Source organism: Mycolicibacterium austroafricanum, assembly GCF_902705885.1.
Taxonomy (GTDB): domain Bacteria; phylum Actinomycetota; class Actinomycetes; order Mycobacteriales; family Mycobacteriaceae; genus Mycobacterium; species Mycobacterium vanbaalenii_A.
The window spans coordinates 106,985-123,386 of record NZ_CACSIP010000067.1 but is presented as its reverse complement, the minus strand read 5'-3'; the positions used below and the strand labels follow the sequence as shown (position 1 = coordinate 123,386).

Sequence of the window (16,402 nt, the reverse complement as noted above, 5' to 3'; positions counted from 1 at the left end):
GACAGAACCTCGCGGAATCTGCCACGGAAGGTTGACGCAATCTCTCCGGTGTTCCAATGTGATTCGGTGCCTGATGATGACCGACCCACACAGCTGACCGCCGCCCGTATTGCCACCCGCGAGTCGATCCTCGACGCCTGCTGGCAGTGCCTGGTGGTCACAGGGCCGACGAGCCTCAAGATCGCTGACGTATGTCGCGACGCGGAGGTGTCGCGGGTGACGTTCTACCAGTACTTCCGTGACCGAGACGACGTGATCCGCGCCACGGCGGAGCACGTATCGGCGCGCTTCTACGCCGAGCTCGGTTCGTATATGGACGACGCCGAAACCTTCGCCGAACAGTGTTTCCGTGCGACCGACTATGTTTGCAGCGAAAGGGAGTTCGAGAACATCGGGTACGCCGTCGAAATCGAACACACCGTGCTCCTGATGACAGTCCACTCGCGGGCCCTGCTCATCGGTTGTATCGATATGCTGTCGCCCCGGATCGAAGAGGCCAAGGCGTCGGGAGAGCTGCGCGCAGACGTACCGACTCCCGTCGTTGCCGAAATGTTCGCACGCTTCCTCTTCTCGCTGGTGACGACACCGGCGGCGAATCTCGACACCAGCGATCCCGCGGTCGTCCGAGAGCTCATCGCTGAGAACCTGTTCAAGGGGTGGACATGACCACCTGCGCCGCTTCCAGATCGGCTATCTCAGCCTCGCCCAACCCGAGCTCGGAGAGCACTGTGCGAGTGCCGTCGCCGACCACGAGCGGTGCGCCGGCGATGCGCGCCGGTGTTGCCGAGAAGTCGAATAGCACCCCGAGTTGTTCCAGATGACCAACCACGGGCTGCGGATAACCCGTGACGAACCGGCTAGCGCGCAAGTCCGGATCGTCGAACAGTTCAAGCGCGAATCGATCCGAACACACCTCATTAGGCACCCCGGCGGCATCGAGCCGGACCGACCACGACGCCGCCGTTTCGGTGCGAAGCACCGCCGCCATCGTGGCGGCGAGGTCGGTGGAGTTCGCCAAGTGCGCGCCGCCCAACTCGACGAGGCAGCGTCGCTGCGCGCCCTCGTCGGACGCCGCGATGCACAACCAGCCTTCGGCGGTGTCGTACAGCCTGCGGAAGGGGCCGGTGCCGTACTGCATGGCATCCAGATGTGAACGAGGAGCCGCAGTGCCATCATCAGCCAACCATGCGTACGAGGCGTTCAACAACTGGGCATCCAGGATCGAGGTCTCCACCAACTGGCCGACGCCGGTGCGTTCGCGGTCGAACAACGCCTGGACAACGCCGATCGCCGACAGGAACCCGTTGCCCACGTCCCCGAGAGAGGTCAGATTCCAGATCGGTCTTCCACCGCTTGCGCATCCGCCATCTTCGTAAGCGACCCCGGCAAGGGCCGCACCGGTCTGGTCGTTGCCGGGTAGGTGCGCGCGGCTGGGGTCGAAGCCCGTTGTCTGGCAATAGATCAAGCGGGAGTTGCGCGCCTTCAGCGAGTCATAGTCAACTCCGAGTCGACGAACGGCATCAGGCCTCATGTTGTGGTGTACGACGTCGGCGGAGTCCACCAGGCGATGCAAGAGTTCTAATCCCCTGGGATGCTTGAGGTCGACGGCGAGGCTACGTTTTCCACGGTTGCAGGCCATCGCCATGTGCGTTCCGTGCCAGAACTGGTCGTACAGGCGGTTCACTTTGATGACATCCGCACCCAGGTCCGACAGCAGCTGTGCGCCCCACGGCCCTGCCACCGCCAACCCCAGGTCGAGTACCCGGATGCCGTCGAGCGGTGGTCGCGGAATCGGCTGGTCGACTGGCGGTGTGGCCGCCGGCGGACGAATGCACGCTGCCGCGGCGCGCACGGCATCGCCGTCGCGATTCAGCGCAGGCGGCGAAGCGGGAGGCCGCGGTGGGCACCGGCTCAACCGGTAGGCGGTGCCAACTTGGACTGTCGTACCGATCCCGTCGACGTGCACCTTCTGCACCGAACCGCAGTCGAGCAGCGCGGGATCGGCCAGCGCCTCCTCCGGACTACGGACCGGCTGAAGTGCGACCCCGACTTCGCCGGCGATACGCACCCAGTCCCGCGCAGGGAAGCGACGGAACGCTGCGGCCATTTCCGGGAAGTAGTGGTGCAGCACGACGAGCTCATCGGGGTCGGGCAGGATTCGCGACGGGTCGTCACCAACGGGTCGCGTTTCATCGCTGATCGCGAGTTCATCGCGCGCCGACGCACCGAGCACAAATGCCGGCGCCGGGACCCAATAGCAGACCCAACGTCCGTCCGCGCACTCGAACATTCCCCGCATCCCGCGAGAGTCGAAGATCCAGGAGTCGTACCCAGCCGCATCGGGATGGCGGGCGCGTTGCCAAGCGCCCCAGGTCGCCGCCAGCACCCCCTGCAGCTGCGAGGTGTGCACCTGTTGCCCGAAACCCGTCACGGCGCGACTGAACAATGCCGCAGAGATCGCCGTGGTGGCCAGATAAGCCGCGGCCAGAGCCGGGATCGGCGTGTACGGGAACAACGGCCCCGCACGTTCGGCTCCATCAATGCAACCCTCGGGCGCCACGAGGTCCGGGTTCACTGGCGATGAGCCACTCATCCTGGCGATCGCGCCGCCCAGCCAGCCCCGCGCCTCCCACATCAAGCCTGTGCGGGCCGCCACCAGGGCGGGATCGTCATACCGGTCGCAGTGCCTGTTCCCGCTGCCGTAGGCCGTGATCGCACAGTAGACGAGGGCGGGGTTGTCGGCGCACAGAGTCGCGCCGTCGAGTTCGAGCCGCTCAGCCTCGCCCGGTGCGAAGCTGGCGACGACCACATCGGCTTCGGCGGCGAGTGCACGTACCGCTGCGGCATCCTCGGGCATCCCCAGATCAAAAACTGCGCTGCGCTTCGATCGCGCCCACACCACGCCGCCGGACATCGACCGGATGGAGTTGCCGGCCGGAGGTTCGATGACGGTTACCTCCGCACCCTGGTCTACCAGGAGCATTGTGGTGACCGCGCCCGCGATGCCGTCGGACAGGTCGAGAACCGTGATCCCGTCGAGCGCCCCGCCGCCACGGCGATCGGCTAGTGCAGCCAAAACAGATCCTTTCAATTCCGAGAACTAAGGTTTACAGTATCGCATGGAGTGTTAACAAGACTTCAGAATGCTCTGACCGAGAACATCTTTAGTAGATCAAAGGCGGATCATGGCTGTGCCAAGCATCTTCGACGACGTGTACGTGATCGACGCTGATACTCATCTGACCGAGCCGCACGACCTGTGGAGTTCGCGTGCACCGGCCGAATTCCGCGAACGCCTGCCCCGCGTCCTGCCAGACTCGAACGGCACGCCGACGTGGGTCGTCGACGGTGTGGAATTGAGCAAAGCCGGTGGTGCGGCGGTGATCAAAGCTGACGGCTCTAAGGTCTTCGGGACGCAGTTCTTCGGTCTCGGCATCGAGGACGTGCATGCGGGCGCATACTCGATCGCCGACCGCATCAGCACGATGGACGAATTGGGCGTTTGGGCGCAGATCATCTACCCCAACACCTTCGGACTCGGCGGCCAGACGTTTGCGAAGCTCGCCGATCCGGAGCTTCGGCTGCTGACTGTGAAGATCTTCAACGATGCGATGGCCGAGATGCAGGATCAGTCCGCTGACCGACTGGTGCCGATGGCCGCGTTGCCGTGGTGGGACGTTGACGTGGCGGTCGCTGAAGTCGAAAGAGCGCACGGCCTGGGTCTGCGCGGGATCAACACCACTACCGCCCCGCACCAGCACGGCCTACCCGATCTTGGTGAACCGTACTGGAATCCATTGTGGGCGGCCTGCAGCAGCCTGGGCCTCCCGATCAATTTCCATATCGGGGCCGCCGAATCGGACATCGACTGGTTCGGCACGGTGGGCTGGCCGTCGTTGGGGCTGGATCAGAAACTCGCCGTCGGTTCGGGCATGTTGTACCTCAACAACGCCTCGTGCCTGGCGAACATGGTCTTCTCTGGCGTCCTCGAAAGATTCCCGACATTGCAGATCGTCTCCGTCGAGAGCGGGGTCGGCTGGATTCCTTTCTTCATGCAGGCGCTGGACCACCAGGCTGGTGAGCTCCCGCCGGGAACGCTCGACTACCTGAGCATGCCGCCCTCGGAGTACTTCAGAAGGCAGATCCACGCCTGCTTCTGGTTCGAGCGCACCGGGTTGGCCGCTGCCATCGATGCGCTCGGTTCCGAGCACATCATGTTCGAGACCGACTATCCGCACCCCACGTGCACGTACCCCAACGGCCTCGACCTCGCCGCAGAGGCGCTGTCCGGCCTCGAACCGCGCGTGCGCCGAAATCTCATGGGCGACAATGCAGCGCGGCTGTACCACATCCCCACCCCCGAACGGAGCGGATCATGACGGGACGAGTGGAAGGCAAGGTCGCACTCATCACCGGTGCGGCCCGGGGACAGGGTCGCGCGCACGCGGTCCGGCTCGCCGATGAGGGCGCTGACGTCATCCTGCTGGATCTGTGCCGCGATCTGAGCACCGTCGCATACCAGCTATCGCGACCCGAGGACCTGGAGGAGACCGCACGGCTGGTCGAGAAGGCCGGTCGCACCGCGTTCGCCAGGCAGGCCGACGTCCGGGACGCCGCCGAGGTCCGCGCCGCCATCGAGGACGGCATCGCGGTACTGGGCCGGCTGGACGTGGTGGTCGCCCAAGCCGGGGTGATGGGGGCAGAGGGCAAACCCGAACTGCAGGCCTGGTCGGATGTGATCAACACCAATCTCGTCGGATCCATCAACGCCCTTCAAGAGGCGCTTCCCCACGTGGGCGAAGGCGCCTCCCTCATCGCGGTCGGATCCACCTCCGCCATGATGGATTTCGCGAAGAAGGACAATCCCGGCACTGACCCCGGTGGTACCGCGTACGTTCACTCGAAGCGCGCTTTGTCCGCCTACGTCCACGACTTGGCGACTGAGCTGGCGCCCCGCGGCATCCGCGCCAACATCGTTCACCCCACCAATGTGAACACCGCTATGCTGCACAGCGACCCGATGTACCGGGTGTTCCGGCCCGATCTCGAGCACCCCGGCCGGGACGACGCCGAGCCGGTATTCGCCGTGCAGCAGGCGATGAAAATCCCCTACATCGAACCCGAAGATGTCAGCAATGCGGTTCTGTGGCTCGCTTCGGACGAATCCAGATATGTTACCGGAGTTCAGCTCCGAGTGGACGCCGGCGGATACCTCAAGTGGTATGACTACCACGTCTGATTGAGCCCGCGGACTGCGACGGTGACCAGCCTGGTCGGCAACGGCGAACAAGGTAGCAGTCCGCGCCCGACAAGGAGGCCAAGCCGCTGCCGGCGAGCGACTAACGACGCCCAGGACGGCGGTCGCCGAAGCCGGCGACGACATAGCGCCGCACGAACTCAGCGACCGCGTCGTCGTCGTGCGAGTCGAAGTAGGGCGACGGGGTGGTGAACAGTGAGAACAACATTCGGGAGAACCACTCCGTTGCGGTGGGTATGTCCAGGTCGCCGCGTACCTCGCCGGTGACTCGCGCGGCCGCCACGTAGGGCGCAAGAAACTCGGCGCACTCCCGCAGCAGCGCTGCTGCGTTCTTGGTGAGCATGAGGTTCACTTCTTCTGGATCGAAGTACACCTCCGGCTCCACCACCCGGCGTGCCTGCGCGACGAACACCGCGGCCCGCACCAGCCGGCCTTCGAGCGTGCCACCGCCATACCGATCGATGGCGGTCGCCATGTTGCGGTAGAACCGCTGAGACGCAGCCTCGGCACACGCCTCGACGATCGTCTCCTTGTCGTTGAAGTACTCGTAGAACGTGCTCCGGGAGACGTCAGCTTTCCGGGCGATGTCGACGATGGTGGTCTTTGCGAGGCCGCGTGTTCGAAAGCAAGCAAATGCCGCCGAGATGATCATCTCCCGGGTGTCGGCGGCGGTGGCTTGCGTCATGCGGGAGAGGCTAGCGGACGGGTGCCAGGATCAGACCACTGGTGGGTACGCCGGTACCTGACGTGACCAGCACGTGTTCGACGTTGTCCACCTGGTTGTGGGAGGTGCCCCGTATCTGCCGGACACCCTCGGTGATGCCGTTCATACCGTGGATGTACGCCTCACCGAGCAACCCACCGTTTGTATTGATCGGCATCCGCCCGCCGATCGACAATTCGTCGACGTCGACATAGTCCTTCGCCTCGCCACGTCCACAGAAGCCGAGTTCTTCGAGCTGGGTGAACACGAACGGGGTGAAGTGGTCGTAGAGAAACGCCGTGGAGATGTCTTCTGGCTTGAGTCCGGAGTCGCGCCACAGCTTGTTGCCGACGACACCCATCTCGGGCAGTCCCGTGATGTCGTCACGGTAGTAACTTGTCATCACCTCGCCGTCGAAGGCCGCACCTTGTGCCGCCGCGGTGATGACCGCGGGCGGGTTGGGCAGGTCGCGCGCCCGCTCGAGGCTGGTGACCACCATCGCGACGCCGCCGTCACTCTCCTGGCAGCAGTCCAACAGGCGGACAACGGGTTCGACGATCCAGCGGGACTGCTGGTGGTCCTCGATCGTGATCGGCTTGCCATAGAACCAAGCATCGGGATTCTTCGCGGCGTGTTTGCGGTCGATGACCGAGATCTTGCCGAAGTCCGCGTTGGTGACGCCGTAGGTCGACATGTAACGCTGGGCGTGCAGTGAGACCCACGCCGCCGGGGTCATGAACCCGAACGGGGCGTACGGCGCCATCCACAGAGGCGTGACACCAGGCTGCCGCCCGGCACCACCGAATCGGAACCCAGACCGCTCGTTGAAGGCCCGGTAACAGACCACGGCTTCGGCGGCGCCGGTGGCGACAGCCATTGCCGCCTGCATGACAGTCCCCGCGGCGGCGCCGCCGCCATGTGGAACCCGGGTGAAAAACGACAGGTTGCCGATGCCGACGTTGCGAGCGACCTCGATCTCTTCGTTCTCGTCGACGGAGAAGGTCACCATGCCGTCGATGTCGCTCGGGCGGAGGCCCGCGTCGTCGATGGCAGCCTTCACTGCTTCACAGGCCAGCTGCATCTCGGTCCGGCCCGATTCTTTGGAGAACTCGGTCTGGCCGATGCCGACCAGCGCGGCCCGCCCGCCGATGCCGTCGCTCACGCTTCGACCCCGTTCAGCAGGCTGAGGATCGCAGTGCCGGTGACGTGGTCACCAAGTTTGTTGCTTCCCTTCAGCGTCACCTCGACCAGGCCCTCGTTGCCCGATATCGACTTACCGCTCACGCTGCCGGTGAAATGCAGCGGGTCGTTGGGGAACGCGGGTACGCCGAGGCGAATCGACAGCTTCTTCACCACGGCCTCGGGACCGGCCCAGTCGTGCAGGAACTTCACGCACAGTCCGTTTGTGGTGAGGATGTTGAGAAAGATGTCCGGCGAACCCTGGCCGGTCGCGAAGTCGCGATCATGGTGCACCGGCATGTAGTCCCTCGATGCGATCGCCCCGGCGACGATCAACGTGGTGGTGACGGGGACCTCCATCGGCGTGATCTCGTCACCCACATTGATGGCGTTGTACGCCAGGGTTGTCGTGCGCGTTGCGGTGGAGGTCATTTGCGTCCTTCCGGGTATGCGGTGCCGAGCCGGGCGAGCTGCTGGGAGGCGGATCCGAGGGCGAGCTCGATGTCCTTGGCCCACAGGTAGTACCGGGACACGGGATAGGTGACGTCGATACCCATGCCGCCGTGCACCTGCTGCGCGGTGGCAACCACGCGCGCGCCGGCCTCCGCGGCCCAGAACTTGGCGATGGCCGCCTCCCGCTCTGCAGGCCTCCCTTCGGCGATCAGCCACGCGGCGTGCCAGGTCGTCCATCTGATCGCCTCCGTGTCGATGAAGGCGTCGGCCATGCGCTGCTGCACGGCCTGAAAGGATCCGATCGGTCGGCCGAACTGCTCGCGTTCGGCCGTGTAGGACGCGGCGATGCGCAACGCCCGCTCGGTGACGCCGACCTGGATGGCGCACAGTCCCACCAGCGCCCGGGTGTACAGAGACCCGACGAGGTCGCCGTCGCCGTTCAGCCGCCGAGCGGGTGCACCTGTCAAGGTCACTTGTGCGTAGGGCTCGCTGTCGGTGGTCGGCACCGGCGTGACTACGACCTCAGCTGCATCTGTGTCGACGACGAACAGCCCGGGCCCGTCGTCGGCGACGGCGGACACGACGATCGCGTGGGCGAGCTGTGCTGCGGGAACCATTTCCTTGACGCCCTCGACAAGCCAGGTATCGCCGTGCCGGCGCGCGGTCGTGCTTCGAGGTGCTGCCGGGTTGGAGTTACCCGCCTCGGCGAGTGCGGCCGTCAGAATGACGCTGCCGTCCACGACACCGGGCAGATAGCGCTGCTGCACATCCGAATCGCCATGTCGCGCAATGGTGTCAGCGCCGAGCGTCAACGTGGCATAGACGGGGACCGGGGCGACGCTCCAACCGACCTCTGAGAGCAGCATGCCCAGTTCGAGGAATCCACCACCACTGCCGCCGACGGATTCGGGGAGCGCGATGCCCAGCAGGTCTGATGATGCGAGCTCAGTCCACAGCGCCGCGTCGTAGCGCACGTCGCCGGACTCGAGCTCGGTGAGGCGCTCGGGAGTGGCGCGGGCCTCGAAAAGCTGCCGGGCCACCTTGCCGACCGTTTCTTGTTCTTCGGTGAAGGAGAAGTCCATATTTGTGTTCCGCCTCGGTTCAGCTCGCGGGCCGGAACTGGTGCAGTACCAGTTCGTCGCCGCTGGGGAGTGCTTCGAACGTGTCGTAGAAGACTTCAACGGGCATCCCGGTTTTGATGTCGCCGGGTTCGATTTCACACAGATTCGAGACGATGCGGACACCTTCGTCGAGCTCGATCAGGGCGACCACGTAGGGATATTGCAGGAAGGGCAACGGGGGGTATTGCGGCATTACGAAGCTGTACACCGTCCCGCGTCCTGTCGATACCAGGTAATCCCAGTCGAGTGACTGGCAATTGCCGCACATCGGCCGCGGCGGTACGCGCAGCGTCTGGCAGTTCGTGCATCGCTGGATACGCAATTCGCCCTCTTTGAGTCCGGACCAGAAGAACTCCGTGTCCGGACTGATCGACGGCGCGAGTCGCTGTGCCATGTCAGTCGGCCTTCTTGAATCGCAGGGTGCGGAACCGCTGCCGGCCGATGACCTCGCCGTCCTGGTTGCGGTATGTCGTCATCCAGGTGACGAAGAAGCCGGTACCCATGGCGGTCTTCTTCTCGTCGGAGATGGTCTCGAAAACTGTTTCTGCCGTGAGGTCGTCACCCACGCGCGGGTAGCGCTCGATCTCGAACTCGGAGTTGGTGGCGACGATGCCCGTGTAACCGGCGTCGGCGAGGAACTGCAGCGGATTCTCGCCCAGCTCCACGGGAACGCCGCCGCGCTCGTGGATGCCCTCGAGCTTGGGCGGGGCCATCGTCCAAGACTGCAGCATCACCGGTGGCGATACGAGGCCTCCGTAACGCGAGTTCTTCGCGAAGTCCTCGTCGAGGTATGCAGGATTGAAGTCACTGAGTGCGTATGCCCAGTGCCGGATCATGGGCGCATTCACCGGATCTGGCGACTTCACCGGTTGTCCCGAGCTGATCGGCTGGCCGATGAGTGCGTCGAGTCGCCGGCGGAGTTCGTCCTTGTCGACCTCAGTCACGTGTCCGTCCCTTTCATAGGTGGAGGTTTCAATTCAGGACGCCCGCATGTCCCGAGGTGCCCGAGGCATCCCGAGACCGGCCATCGCGATGATGTCGCGTTGGAGCTCATTGGCCCCTCCTCCGAACGTGTTGATGACCGCCAGGCGGTAGGCGCTCTCGAGTTCACCCTTCAAGGGGGCGGCTTCGTCTTTGCGCACAGCGGCGTGACCGACCACGTCGAGCAGCTCGCGCGCCACCTGCTGGGTGAGTTCGGTACCGAAAACCTTTGCGGCAGAAGCCGTGGCCATACCGAGCGCACTCGATCCCATGTTGGCGTTCACGCGCAGGTTGAGCAGCCGGTAGGCGGAGACCTGGGCTTCGACCCGAGCCAGCGCCTGCTGCACCCAGGGCTGGTCGATCACCACACCGTCGTCCAGCGGGGTTTCGCTCGCCCACTTCAACGTCGCCTCGAACAGCGGTTCCAGTGCTCCCAGGTTACCGAGGGCTGCCCGTTCGAGATTGAGCTGATTGGTGACCAGCTTCCAGCCCTCGTTCTCGCCCAGCACGATCGCGCTGGCTGGAACGCGCACGTCATCGTAGAAGGTGTAGTACGTCGACACCCCCGGCATGGTGTGCAGCGGCTTCCAGGAGAAGCCCGGGGCGCTGGTCGGAACGATGAAGAGCGTGATGCCCTTGTGTTTCTTTGCGTTCGGATCGGTGCGGGCAGCCAGCCAGATGTAGTCAGCGAACTCCGCTCCGCTGGTGAACATCTTGGAGCCGTTGATCACGAACTCATCGCCGTCCCGGACCGCGGTGGTGCGCAACGATGCGAGATCGCTGCCGGCCCCGGGTTCGGAGTACCCGATGGCGAAGTCGAGTTCACCCCTGAGGATGGCGGGCAGGAAGGTCTTCTTCTGCTCGTCGGTGCCGAACTGAATCAGTGTGGGCCCCACGGTGTTCAGCGTGATCATCGGTAGCGGCGCGTTCACCCGCCGGGCTTCCTCCCCGAAGATGTACTGCTCCATCGCGCCCAAGCCGTGGCCACCGTACTCGGTCGGCCAGGCAACCCCGAGCAGGCCGGCCGCACCCAGAGCGCGGCGCACTTCGGTGATGGCGGCGCCGCCTTCCCTCAGTCCGGCCACCGCAGCGCGCCTTTCGGGGGTCATCACCGCCTCGAGGCGTTCGCGGTAATCCTTGCGCAGCTGAATCTGGTCCGGCGTGTAGTCGAAGTCCATCAGAGACTCGCCCCCAGTCGTACCGGCATACTCTTGACGCCCGGCACCATGGTGGCGCGAAGGCGGGTGACATCCCCGGTCAGTTCGATGGTCGGATAGGTACCCAGTAGCACCTCGAACATGATCCTGGCTTCCAGCCGCGCCAGCTGGGCCCCGAGGCAGGCGTGCTCGCCGGCTCCGAAGGCGATGTGCGGATTGGGATTGCGGGTGATGTCGAACACTTCACTGGTGGGCCCGAAGATCTCCTCGTCCCGATTGGCCGAGCCGTACAGCATCACTACCGTGTCGCCCGCCTTGATCTGCTGGCCGCGGATCTCGACGTCCTGGGTGGCCTGCCGTGCCATGTGGGTGACCGGGCTCGTGAACCGCAACATCTCTTCGATGGCCGTCGGCATCAGGTCGGGATTTGACCGCAACAGCGCGAACTGGTCGGGGTGCTCGATCAGCGCGAGAGTGCCGAGTGCGATCAGATTGCGGGTGGTCTCGTTTCCCGCGACGAGCAGCAGGAACGAGAAGTTGAGCAGGTCCGCGTCAGTGAGGCGCTCACCGTCGACCTCGGCGGCGGCCAGGATTGACAGAAGGTCGTCCTGCCCTGTCACCTTGCCGGATCTACGCAGCGCAATGAGCTCGGTGAAGTACTCGTACAGTTCGCCGAGCGCGACAAGGTGGTCCATTTCGATATCTGGATCCGCCGTGCCGACAGCCGCGTCCGACCATGTCCGGAACTTCTCCCAGTCCTCGGGCCGGGCGCCCAGCATTTCGGCGATCATCCGAGTCGGCAGTGGAGCGGCGATCTCCTCGGCGAACTCATAGGGACGGGACGGGTCGACATCGTCGATGATGCCCTTGACGATCTCCCGCACCTTGGGCTCCAGCAACGTCACCTGGCGGCGGGTGAACCCGGAGTTGATCAACTTGCGGAGCTGCCGGTGCCGGGGCGGATCGGTGAAGATCAGGTTCCCCTCCTGGACCGGCTCGGGCTGCGACGGATCCGGGATGGTTATCCCCTTCGTCGACGAGAACAGCAGCGGATGCCCTGACACGTAGCGGACGTCCTCGTACTTGAGCAGAGCCCAGAATTCGGTGGTTTCGTTCCACACCACGGGAGTCGAATTTCGGAGCTCTTGGTAGGCCGGGTAGGGGTTGCCGGCGTAAAAGTCCGGTGAATGGAGGGGGACTGTGGTTATCGGCACCGCGCGCCTTCCGATTGTCATGAGCCAGATCGGACACATCAAGAAGATCTGTCCGGCTGCTTCTGTGTCTACCGCACGGCACGGGAGAGTGTCAATTTCTGTTTATACAGCTCAACAGCACTTACGTTGACTCCCTGATGTCGATAGGTGTACACACAGACTGGAAATGTAGGTTTGCATGTGTATCGCGGTGTGGTCTTGAGGCCGCGCTCGCAAACCAGGAAGGCGCGACACCTTGATGGCTGACACACGTCCACTCGCCGACACCTACGGCCTCTTCATCGACGGCCGCTGGGTCGAGCCCGATGCCGGCCGCTATGACGTGGTCAATCCCGCCACGGAGAAGCCGATCGCGTCCGCACCCGACGCCAGCGTCGGTCAGGTGCGGGACGCGATCGGGGCGGCGAGGTCGGCGTTCGACTCCGGTCGTTGGAGCGCACTCGATCCTGCGGAACGCGCGCGATGCATCCAGCAGCTCAGCGATGCAATGCTGACACGTGCCGACGAGATCAACGCGTTGGCGCAAGCCGAATGGGGCTGCACGGCAAACGAACGCATCATCCATGTGGAGGGTCCGGCCTTCATGGTCGGTCATGCCGCGGAGCTCGCCTTGGAGCCGGCCGAGGCGCCGATGGACGCCTGGGGCGCGGCGGGGACGACACTGCTTCGCTACGAGCCGCTCGGCGTGGTGAGCATCCTGACCCCGTGGAACTTCCCGCACACCCTCAACGCCATGAAGGTCGGGGCGGCGCTGGCAGCGGGCAACACCGTGGTGCTCAAGCCGTCGCCGCTCACGCCGCTGGCCGGGTTGGCGCTGGCACGGATCATCGATGAAGAGACCGACATCCCCGCCGGCGTCGTCAACGTGGTCACCCCGACCAGCGTGGAGGCCAGCCGAGCTCTGACCGTGGACCCGCAGGTGGACCTCGTCAGCTTCACGGGAAGCTCCGCGGTGGGACGAAGAGTGATGGCCGGCGCCGCCGAGACCATGAAGCGCATCCTGCTGGAATGCGGTGGAAAATCCGCGTCCGTCCTGCTCGACGACGTCAACGTCGACGACGAGCTGCTGCAGCGCCTGCTGTTTGAAGGCTGCACGCTGCATGCCGGACAAGCCTGCATCCTCAACAGCCGACTGCTCGTCCCCGACGCCTTGCACGACGACATCGTGGGTCGATTGGTCGAACTCGCCAACGGTGTCGTGGTCGGTGATCCCAGTGACCCTGAAGTGACGATGGGCCCGCTCATCAGCCGTGAACACCTGGAGGGGGTCGAGGGGTTCGTCGCACAGGCCGAACGAGACGGAGCCACGGTGGTAACGGGCGGCGGTCGGCCGAAGCATCTGAAGAACGGCTTCTATTTCGAGCCGACCATCCTCACCGGTGCCACCGCCGATTCGTACATCGCCCAGGAGGAGGTGTTCGGGCCGGTGTTGACGGTGCTCCGCTACCGCGACGACGACGATGCTGTCACTATCGCCAACAACTCTCAGTACGGCCTCGGCGGCGCGGTGTGGGGCGGCGACATCGACCGTGCGCTGGCCGTCGCCCGGCGGATCCGGACCGGCCAGGTCTCCATCAACGGAACCATCCCGGGAGACGCTCCATTCGGCGGCTTCAAGCAGAGCGGCATCGGCCGCGAAGGTGGTGTGTTGGGATTGCGGTCGTACATGGAGCCGAAGGCCATCGGGGTGCCAACGTGAGCGGGCCGCTGGCCGGGCTGAGGGTGGTCGAAGTCGGTAGTGAGATCACCGGACCCTATTGCACGAAGCTCCTGGCGGATCTCGGCGCCGATGTCTGCAAGGTCGAGTCGATCTCAGGCGACCCGATTCGCCGCTGGGGCGCATTGTTGCCCGGAGACGTCGGACACAGTGGCCTCTTTGAGTATCTCAATGCCGGAAAGCGAGGGGCCACTGTCGAACTCGCGGCAACGGCCGACCTCGCGGCGCTGCACGAGTTGGTGGCCGGGGCAGACCTCCTGGTCGAGAATCTGTCGCCGGGCTCTCAGCTGCGGTGGGACTGGGGGCTCGATCCGGACAATCTGGCGAGGCTCAATCCACGGCTGACGGTGGTACGGATCTCGAGCTTCGGCCAGCACGGGCCGTCGCGGGACCGGGAGACCACACCGCTGACATTGCAAGCCGCTTCGGGTTGGGTCAACGAGCGGGATCCCGGACGGCCACCGGTGCAGGCCGGTGCCCGGATTCCCGAATACATCGCGGGCTCCTATGCGGCCATGGGCGCGTTGACCGGGTTGCGGATCTCCGCCGCCGGGGTCGGCCGGCCGGTGGAGGTGGACGTCTCGGTGTTCGAAGCGCTGCTGTCCACGCTGCCATACCCGATGTTGCTGGCCGAACGACTCGTCAAGATGGGGTTGCCCGGCAATGCCAAGGGAGCACCCATGCTGGGTATCGTGCGGGCATCAGACGGGTGGGTGGGGATCAACTGCCTGACCGGCCAGCATTGGCTGGACGTGTGTGCGATGGTGGGGTTGCCCGAGTTCGGTGAACATCAGATCGCGATCATGATCGGCGGTCCGGAACGCGAGGAGTTCTTCGAAAAGGCCAGCCCCTGGCTGCAGTCGATGACCGTTGCCGATCTCGTGGAATTGAGTCAGGCGTTGCGGATCCCGGCGGCACCGGTGACGGACGGAGAATCGATCCTCAGTTGCCCACAATATGCGGAGCGCGGTTTCTTCATCGACACTCGCAACGATCCTGCAGCCCGAAGGTTTGTCAGGCCGGGTGCACCCTTCAGGTTGTCGAAAACTCCGGCGGCGGTGCCGCGGCCGGCGCCGCCGCTCGGGGAGGCTGTGGCGGCCTGGGACGCCGAGACCGAATCGGTTTCACCCCGTCGGCACGGTGCCTTCTCAGCGTTGCCGCCATCAGATGTGACCCAACCCTTTGCCGGATTGAAGGTCTTCGACCTGAGTACCTTCTGGGCCGGCGCGTACCTCACCTGCTATCTCGGCGCGTACGGCGCAGACGTCGTCAAGGTGGAGTCGATCCAGCGCCCTGACGGGCACCGCTACTCGGGATCGCTGTTACGCGAAGGCGACGACTGGTACGAACGTGGACCGCTTTGGCAGGGCACGAATCTCAACAAGCGCGACCTCACCCTCGACCTCTCTTCTGAGACGGGGCGCGAGCTCGCTCTACGGATGGCCGCCGAAGCTGACGTGGTGGTGGAGAACTTCTCGCCGCGCGTCGTCGAGCAGTTCGGCCTCGACTACGACTCTCTGGTCAAGGTCAACGCCGACGTGATCATGGTGCGGATGCCCGGATTCGGTCTCGAGGGTCCGTGGCGTGACTATGTGGGATGGGCATTGAACATCGAGCAGCTTTCCGGGATGTCCTCGACGACAGGGTATGTCGACGGGCCGCCGTGCAACCTGCAGGGTCCCGCCGATCCTATTGCCGGTGTGCATGCGACGGTCGCTTTGCTTGCGGCGCTCGAACATCGCGCCCGAACAGGTGAAGGCCAACTGATCGAAGTGGCTCAGATCGAAGTCGGCGCGGCGGTCGCGGCCGAACCCGTCATCGAGTACTCACTGACTGGCCGGGTGCGGGCCAGGGAAGGCAATCGCCATCGCACGTATGTGCAAGGCGTCTACCCCACGGCCACCGACGATGAGTGGGTGGCGGTCTCGGTGCGCAACGACGCCGACTGGGCAGCTCTCGCGGAAGCGGTGGCTCAGCCAGAGCTTCTCTCGGACATTCGATTCGCCACTGAGGAGGCTCGTCTCGGCAACCATGAGGCGTTCGATGAAGTGCTCACCGCCTGGACCCGGACACGCACCTCCGCGGAAGTGGCCGATGAACTCAGCATGCGTGGCGTACCTGCCGAGCAGATTCTTCGTGCTGATCGCATGTATGACGTCGAGCAACTCGACGCTCGCAGCTTTTACCAGGAGCTCGAGCATCCGATCACCGGCCCGCACCGCTTCCCTGGCTGGCCTTTCCACATCGCTCCAGGCCCGAAACGGCACCATCGCACGGTGTCACCGACACTCGGTCAGCACAACGACGAGGTGCTGGCAGAGGTCGGCTTGTCGGTCCAGGACATCGCGTCGCTGAGGGACCGTCAGATCATCGGCGAGCGCTTGTTGAACTCCTGACGGAGCTTGCCTTTTTGTGACGCGGCAAGTGTTATACGATCTGCTTAGCCAGATGTAAACGACCATTTTCGTTGAGGTTAAATATATGCTCTCAGATTCGAGAGATCGTCTTTGCGTAGGGCGGGGCCCGCGCTTGATGGCCTTCGGTATCCGGACGACGACGGCCTAGGGGAGGGGATGAGCGCCTCGGCGGTTCTGCAGACGCGCTTCCCGCGGCTGGTGGG

At 64.6% G+C, this 16,402-nt stretch carries 14 protein-coding genes; 5 read left to right on the top strand and 9 right to left on the bottom strand.

The genetic code is table 11. The annotated features are described in order from the left end of the window. The first annotated feature begins 66 nt into the window (after window positions 1-66). Window positions 67-666: a TetR/AcrR family transcriptional regulator gene (locus tag BEMPMBAN_RS30440; RefSeq protein ID WP_159235183.1), complete on the top strand. Its 600-nt coding sequence runs from the start codon at window positions 67-69 to the stop codon at window positions 664-666. Here the strand turns inward: BEMPMBAN_RS30440 and BEMPMBAN_RS30435 are convergent. Further along, window positions 650-3,076: a CaiB/BaiF CoA-transferase family protein gene (locus BEMPMBAN_RS30435; RefSeq protein WP_159235182.1), complete on the bottom strand. Its 2,427-nt coding sequence runs from the start codon at window positions 3,074-3,076 to the stop codon at window positions 650-652. The two genes, BEMPMBAN_RS30440 and BEMPMBAN_RS30435, sit on opposite strands and share 17 nt — an antisense overlap. Before the next feature lie 109 nt (window positions 3,077-3,185). Here BEMPMBAN_RS30435 and BEMPMBAN_RS30430 point away from each other — a divergent pair, with 109 nt between their 5' ends. Both BEMPMBAN_RS30430 and BEMPMBAN_RS30425 read left to right on the top strand, forming a co-directional pair. Continuing rightward, a complete protein-coding gene (locus BEMPMBAN_RS30430; RefSeq protein WP_159235181.1) occupies window positions 3,186-4,379 on the top strand; it encodes an amidohydrolase family protein in 1,194 nt (397 codons plus the stop codon). Then, window positions 4,376-5,239: a mycofactocin-coupled SDR family oxidoreductase gene (locus BEMPMBAN_RS30425; RefSeq protein WP_159235180.1), complete on the top strand. Its 864-nt coding sequence runs from the start codon at window positions 4,376-4,378 to the stop codon at window positions 5,237-5,239. Before BEMPMBAN_RS30430 ends, BEMPMBAN_RS30425 begins: the two co-directional genes overlap by 4 nt. A 100-nt stretch (window positions 5,240-5,339) precedes the next feature. Here BEMPMBAN_RS30425 and BEMPMBAN_RS30420 read toward each other — a convergent pair whose 3' ends face one another. From BEMPMBAN_RS30420 to BEMPMBAN_RS30385, 8 genes are read right to left on the bottom strand one after another with little or no spacing between them, the layout of a single operon-like run. Next, window positions 5,340-5,942, bottom strand: a complete 603-nt coding sequence (locus BEMPMBAN_RS30420) for a TetR/AcrR family transcriptional regulator (RefSeq protein WP_159235179.1) — start codon at window positions 5,940-5,942, stop codon at window positions 5,340-5,342. A 10-nt stretch (window positions 5,943-5,952) separates the two neighbouring features. Further along, window positions 5,953-7,122, bottom strand: a complete 1,170-nt coding sequence (locus tag BEMPMBAN_RS30415) for a lipid-transfer protein (protein WP_159235178.1) — start codon at window positions 7,120-7,122, stop codon at window positions 5,953-5,955. Further along, the gene (locus BEMPMBAN_RS30410) at window positions 7,119-7,571 is read right to left on the bottom strand and encodes a MaoC family dehydratase (RefSeq protein WP_159235177.1); all 453 of its coding nucleotides are present in this window, start codon (window positions 7,569-7,571) and stop codon (window positions 7,119-7,121) included. The genes BEMPMBAN_RS30415 and BEMPMBAN_RS30410 overlap by 4 nt, the downstream gene beginning before the upstream one ends. Beyond that, on the bottom strand, window positions 7,568-8,674 hold the full coding sequence (locus BEMPMBAN_RS30405) for an acyl-CoA dehydrogenase family protein (protein ID WP_159235176.1): 1,107 nt from the start codon (window positions 8,672-8,674) through the stop codon (window positions 7,568-7,570). Before BEMPMBAN_RS30405 ends, BEMPMBAN_RS30410 begins: the two co-directional genes overlap by 4 nt. A gap of 19 nt (window positions 8,675-8,693) precedes the next feature. After that, the gene (locus BEMPMBAN_RS30400) at window positions 8,694-9,107 is read right to left on the bottom strand and encodes a Zn-ribbon domain-containing OB-fold protein (RefSeq protein WP_159235175.1); all 414 of its coding nucleotides are present in this window, start codon (window positions 9,105-9,107) and stop codon (window positions 8,694-8,696) included. A gap of 1 nt (window position 9,108) precedes the next feature. Beyond that, window positions 9,109-9,657, bottom strand: a complete 549-nt coding sequence (locus BEMPMBAN_RS30395; protein WP_159235174.1) for a MaoC family dehydratase — start codon at window positions 9,655-9,657, stop codon at window positions 9,109-9,111. A 33-nt stretch (window positions 9,658-9,690) separates the two neighbouring features. Continuing rightward, window positions 9,691-10,872, bottom strand: a complete 1,182-nt coding sequence (locus BEMPMBAN_RS30390) for an acyl-CoA dehydrogenase family protein (protein ID WP_159235173.1) — start codon at window positions 10,870-10,872, stop codon at window positions 9,691-9,693. After that, window positions 10,872-12,086 carry a cytochrome P450 gene (locus tag BEMPMBAN_RS30385; protein WP_159235172.1) on the bottom strand — a complete coding sequence of 405 codons (1,215 nt, stop codon included), beginning with the start codon at window positions 12,084-12,086 and terminating at the stop codon, window positions 10,872-10,874. Before BEMPMBAN_RS30385 ends, BEMPMBAN_RS30390 begins: the two co-directional genes overlap by 1 nt. A gap of 217 nt (window positions 12,087-12,303) precedes the next feature. Here BEMPMBAN_RS30385 and BEMPMBAN_RS30380 point away from each other — a divergent pair, with 217 nt between their 5' ends. Together BEMPMBAN_RS30380 and BEMPMBAN_RS30375 are read left to right on the top strand one after the other, a co-directional pair. After that, window positions 12,304-13,764 (top strand): aldehyde dehydrogenase family protein, encoded by a 1,461-nt coding sequence (locus BEMPMBAN_RS30380; protein ID WP_159235171.1) that lies wholly within the window; start codon window positions 12,304-12,306, stop codon window positions 13,762-13,764. Beyond that, window positions 13,761-16,178: a CaiB/BaiF CoA transferase family protein gene (locus BEMPMBAN_RS30375; protein WP_159235170.1), complete on the top strand. Its 2,418-nt coding sequence runs from the start codon at window positions 13,761-13,763 to the stop codon at window positions 16,176-16,178. Before BEMPMBAN_RS30380 ends, BEMPMBAN_RS30375 begins: the two co-directional genes overlap by 4 nt. The last annotated feature ends 224 nt before the right edge of the window (window positions 16,179-16,402 follow it).

Coding starts and splice junctions, on each gene's coding strand:
- BEMPMBAN_RS30400 (WP_159235175.1), bottom strand. CDS start 9,107: ATGGCACAGCGACTCGCGCCGTCGATCAGTCCGGACACGGAGTTCTTC.
- BEMPMBAN_RS30425 (WP_159235180.1), top strand. CDS start 4,376: ATGACGGGACGAGTGGAAGGCAAGGTCGCACTCATCACCGGTGCGGCC.
- BEMPMBAN_RS30430 (WP_159235181.1), top strand. CDS start 3,186: ATGGCTGTGCCAAGCATCTTCGACGACGTGTACGTGATCGACGCTGAT.
- BEMPMBAN_RS30385 (WP_159235172.1), bottom strand. CDS start 12,086: ATGACAATCGGAAGGCGCGCGGTGCCGATAACCACAGTCCCCCTCCAT.
- BEMPMBAN_RS30390 (WP_159235173.1), bottom strand. CDS start 10,872: ATGGACTTCGACTACACGCCGGACCAGATTCAGCTGCGCAAGGATTAC.
- BEMPMBAN_RS30420 (WP_159235179.1), bottom strand. CDS start 5,942: ATGACGCAAGCCACCGCCGCCGACACCCGGGAGATGATCATCTCGGCG.
- BEMPMBAN_RS30410 (WP_159235177.1), bottom strand. CDS start 7,571: ATGACCTCCACCGCAACGCGCACGACAACCCTGGCGTACAACGCCATC.
- BEMPMBAN_RS30380 (WP_159235171.1), top strand. CDS start 12,304: ATGGCTGACACACGTCCACTCGCCGACACCTACGGCCTCTTCATCGAC.
- BEMPMBAN_RS30405 (WP_159235176.1), bottom strand. CDS start 8,674: ATGGACTTCTCCTTCACCGAAGAACAAGAAACGGTCGGCAAGGTGGCC.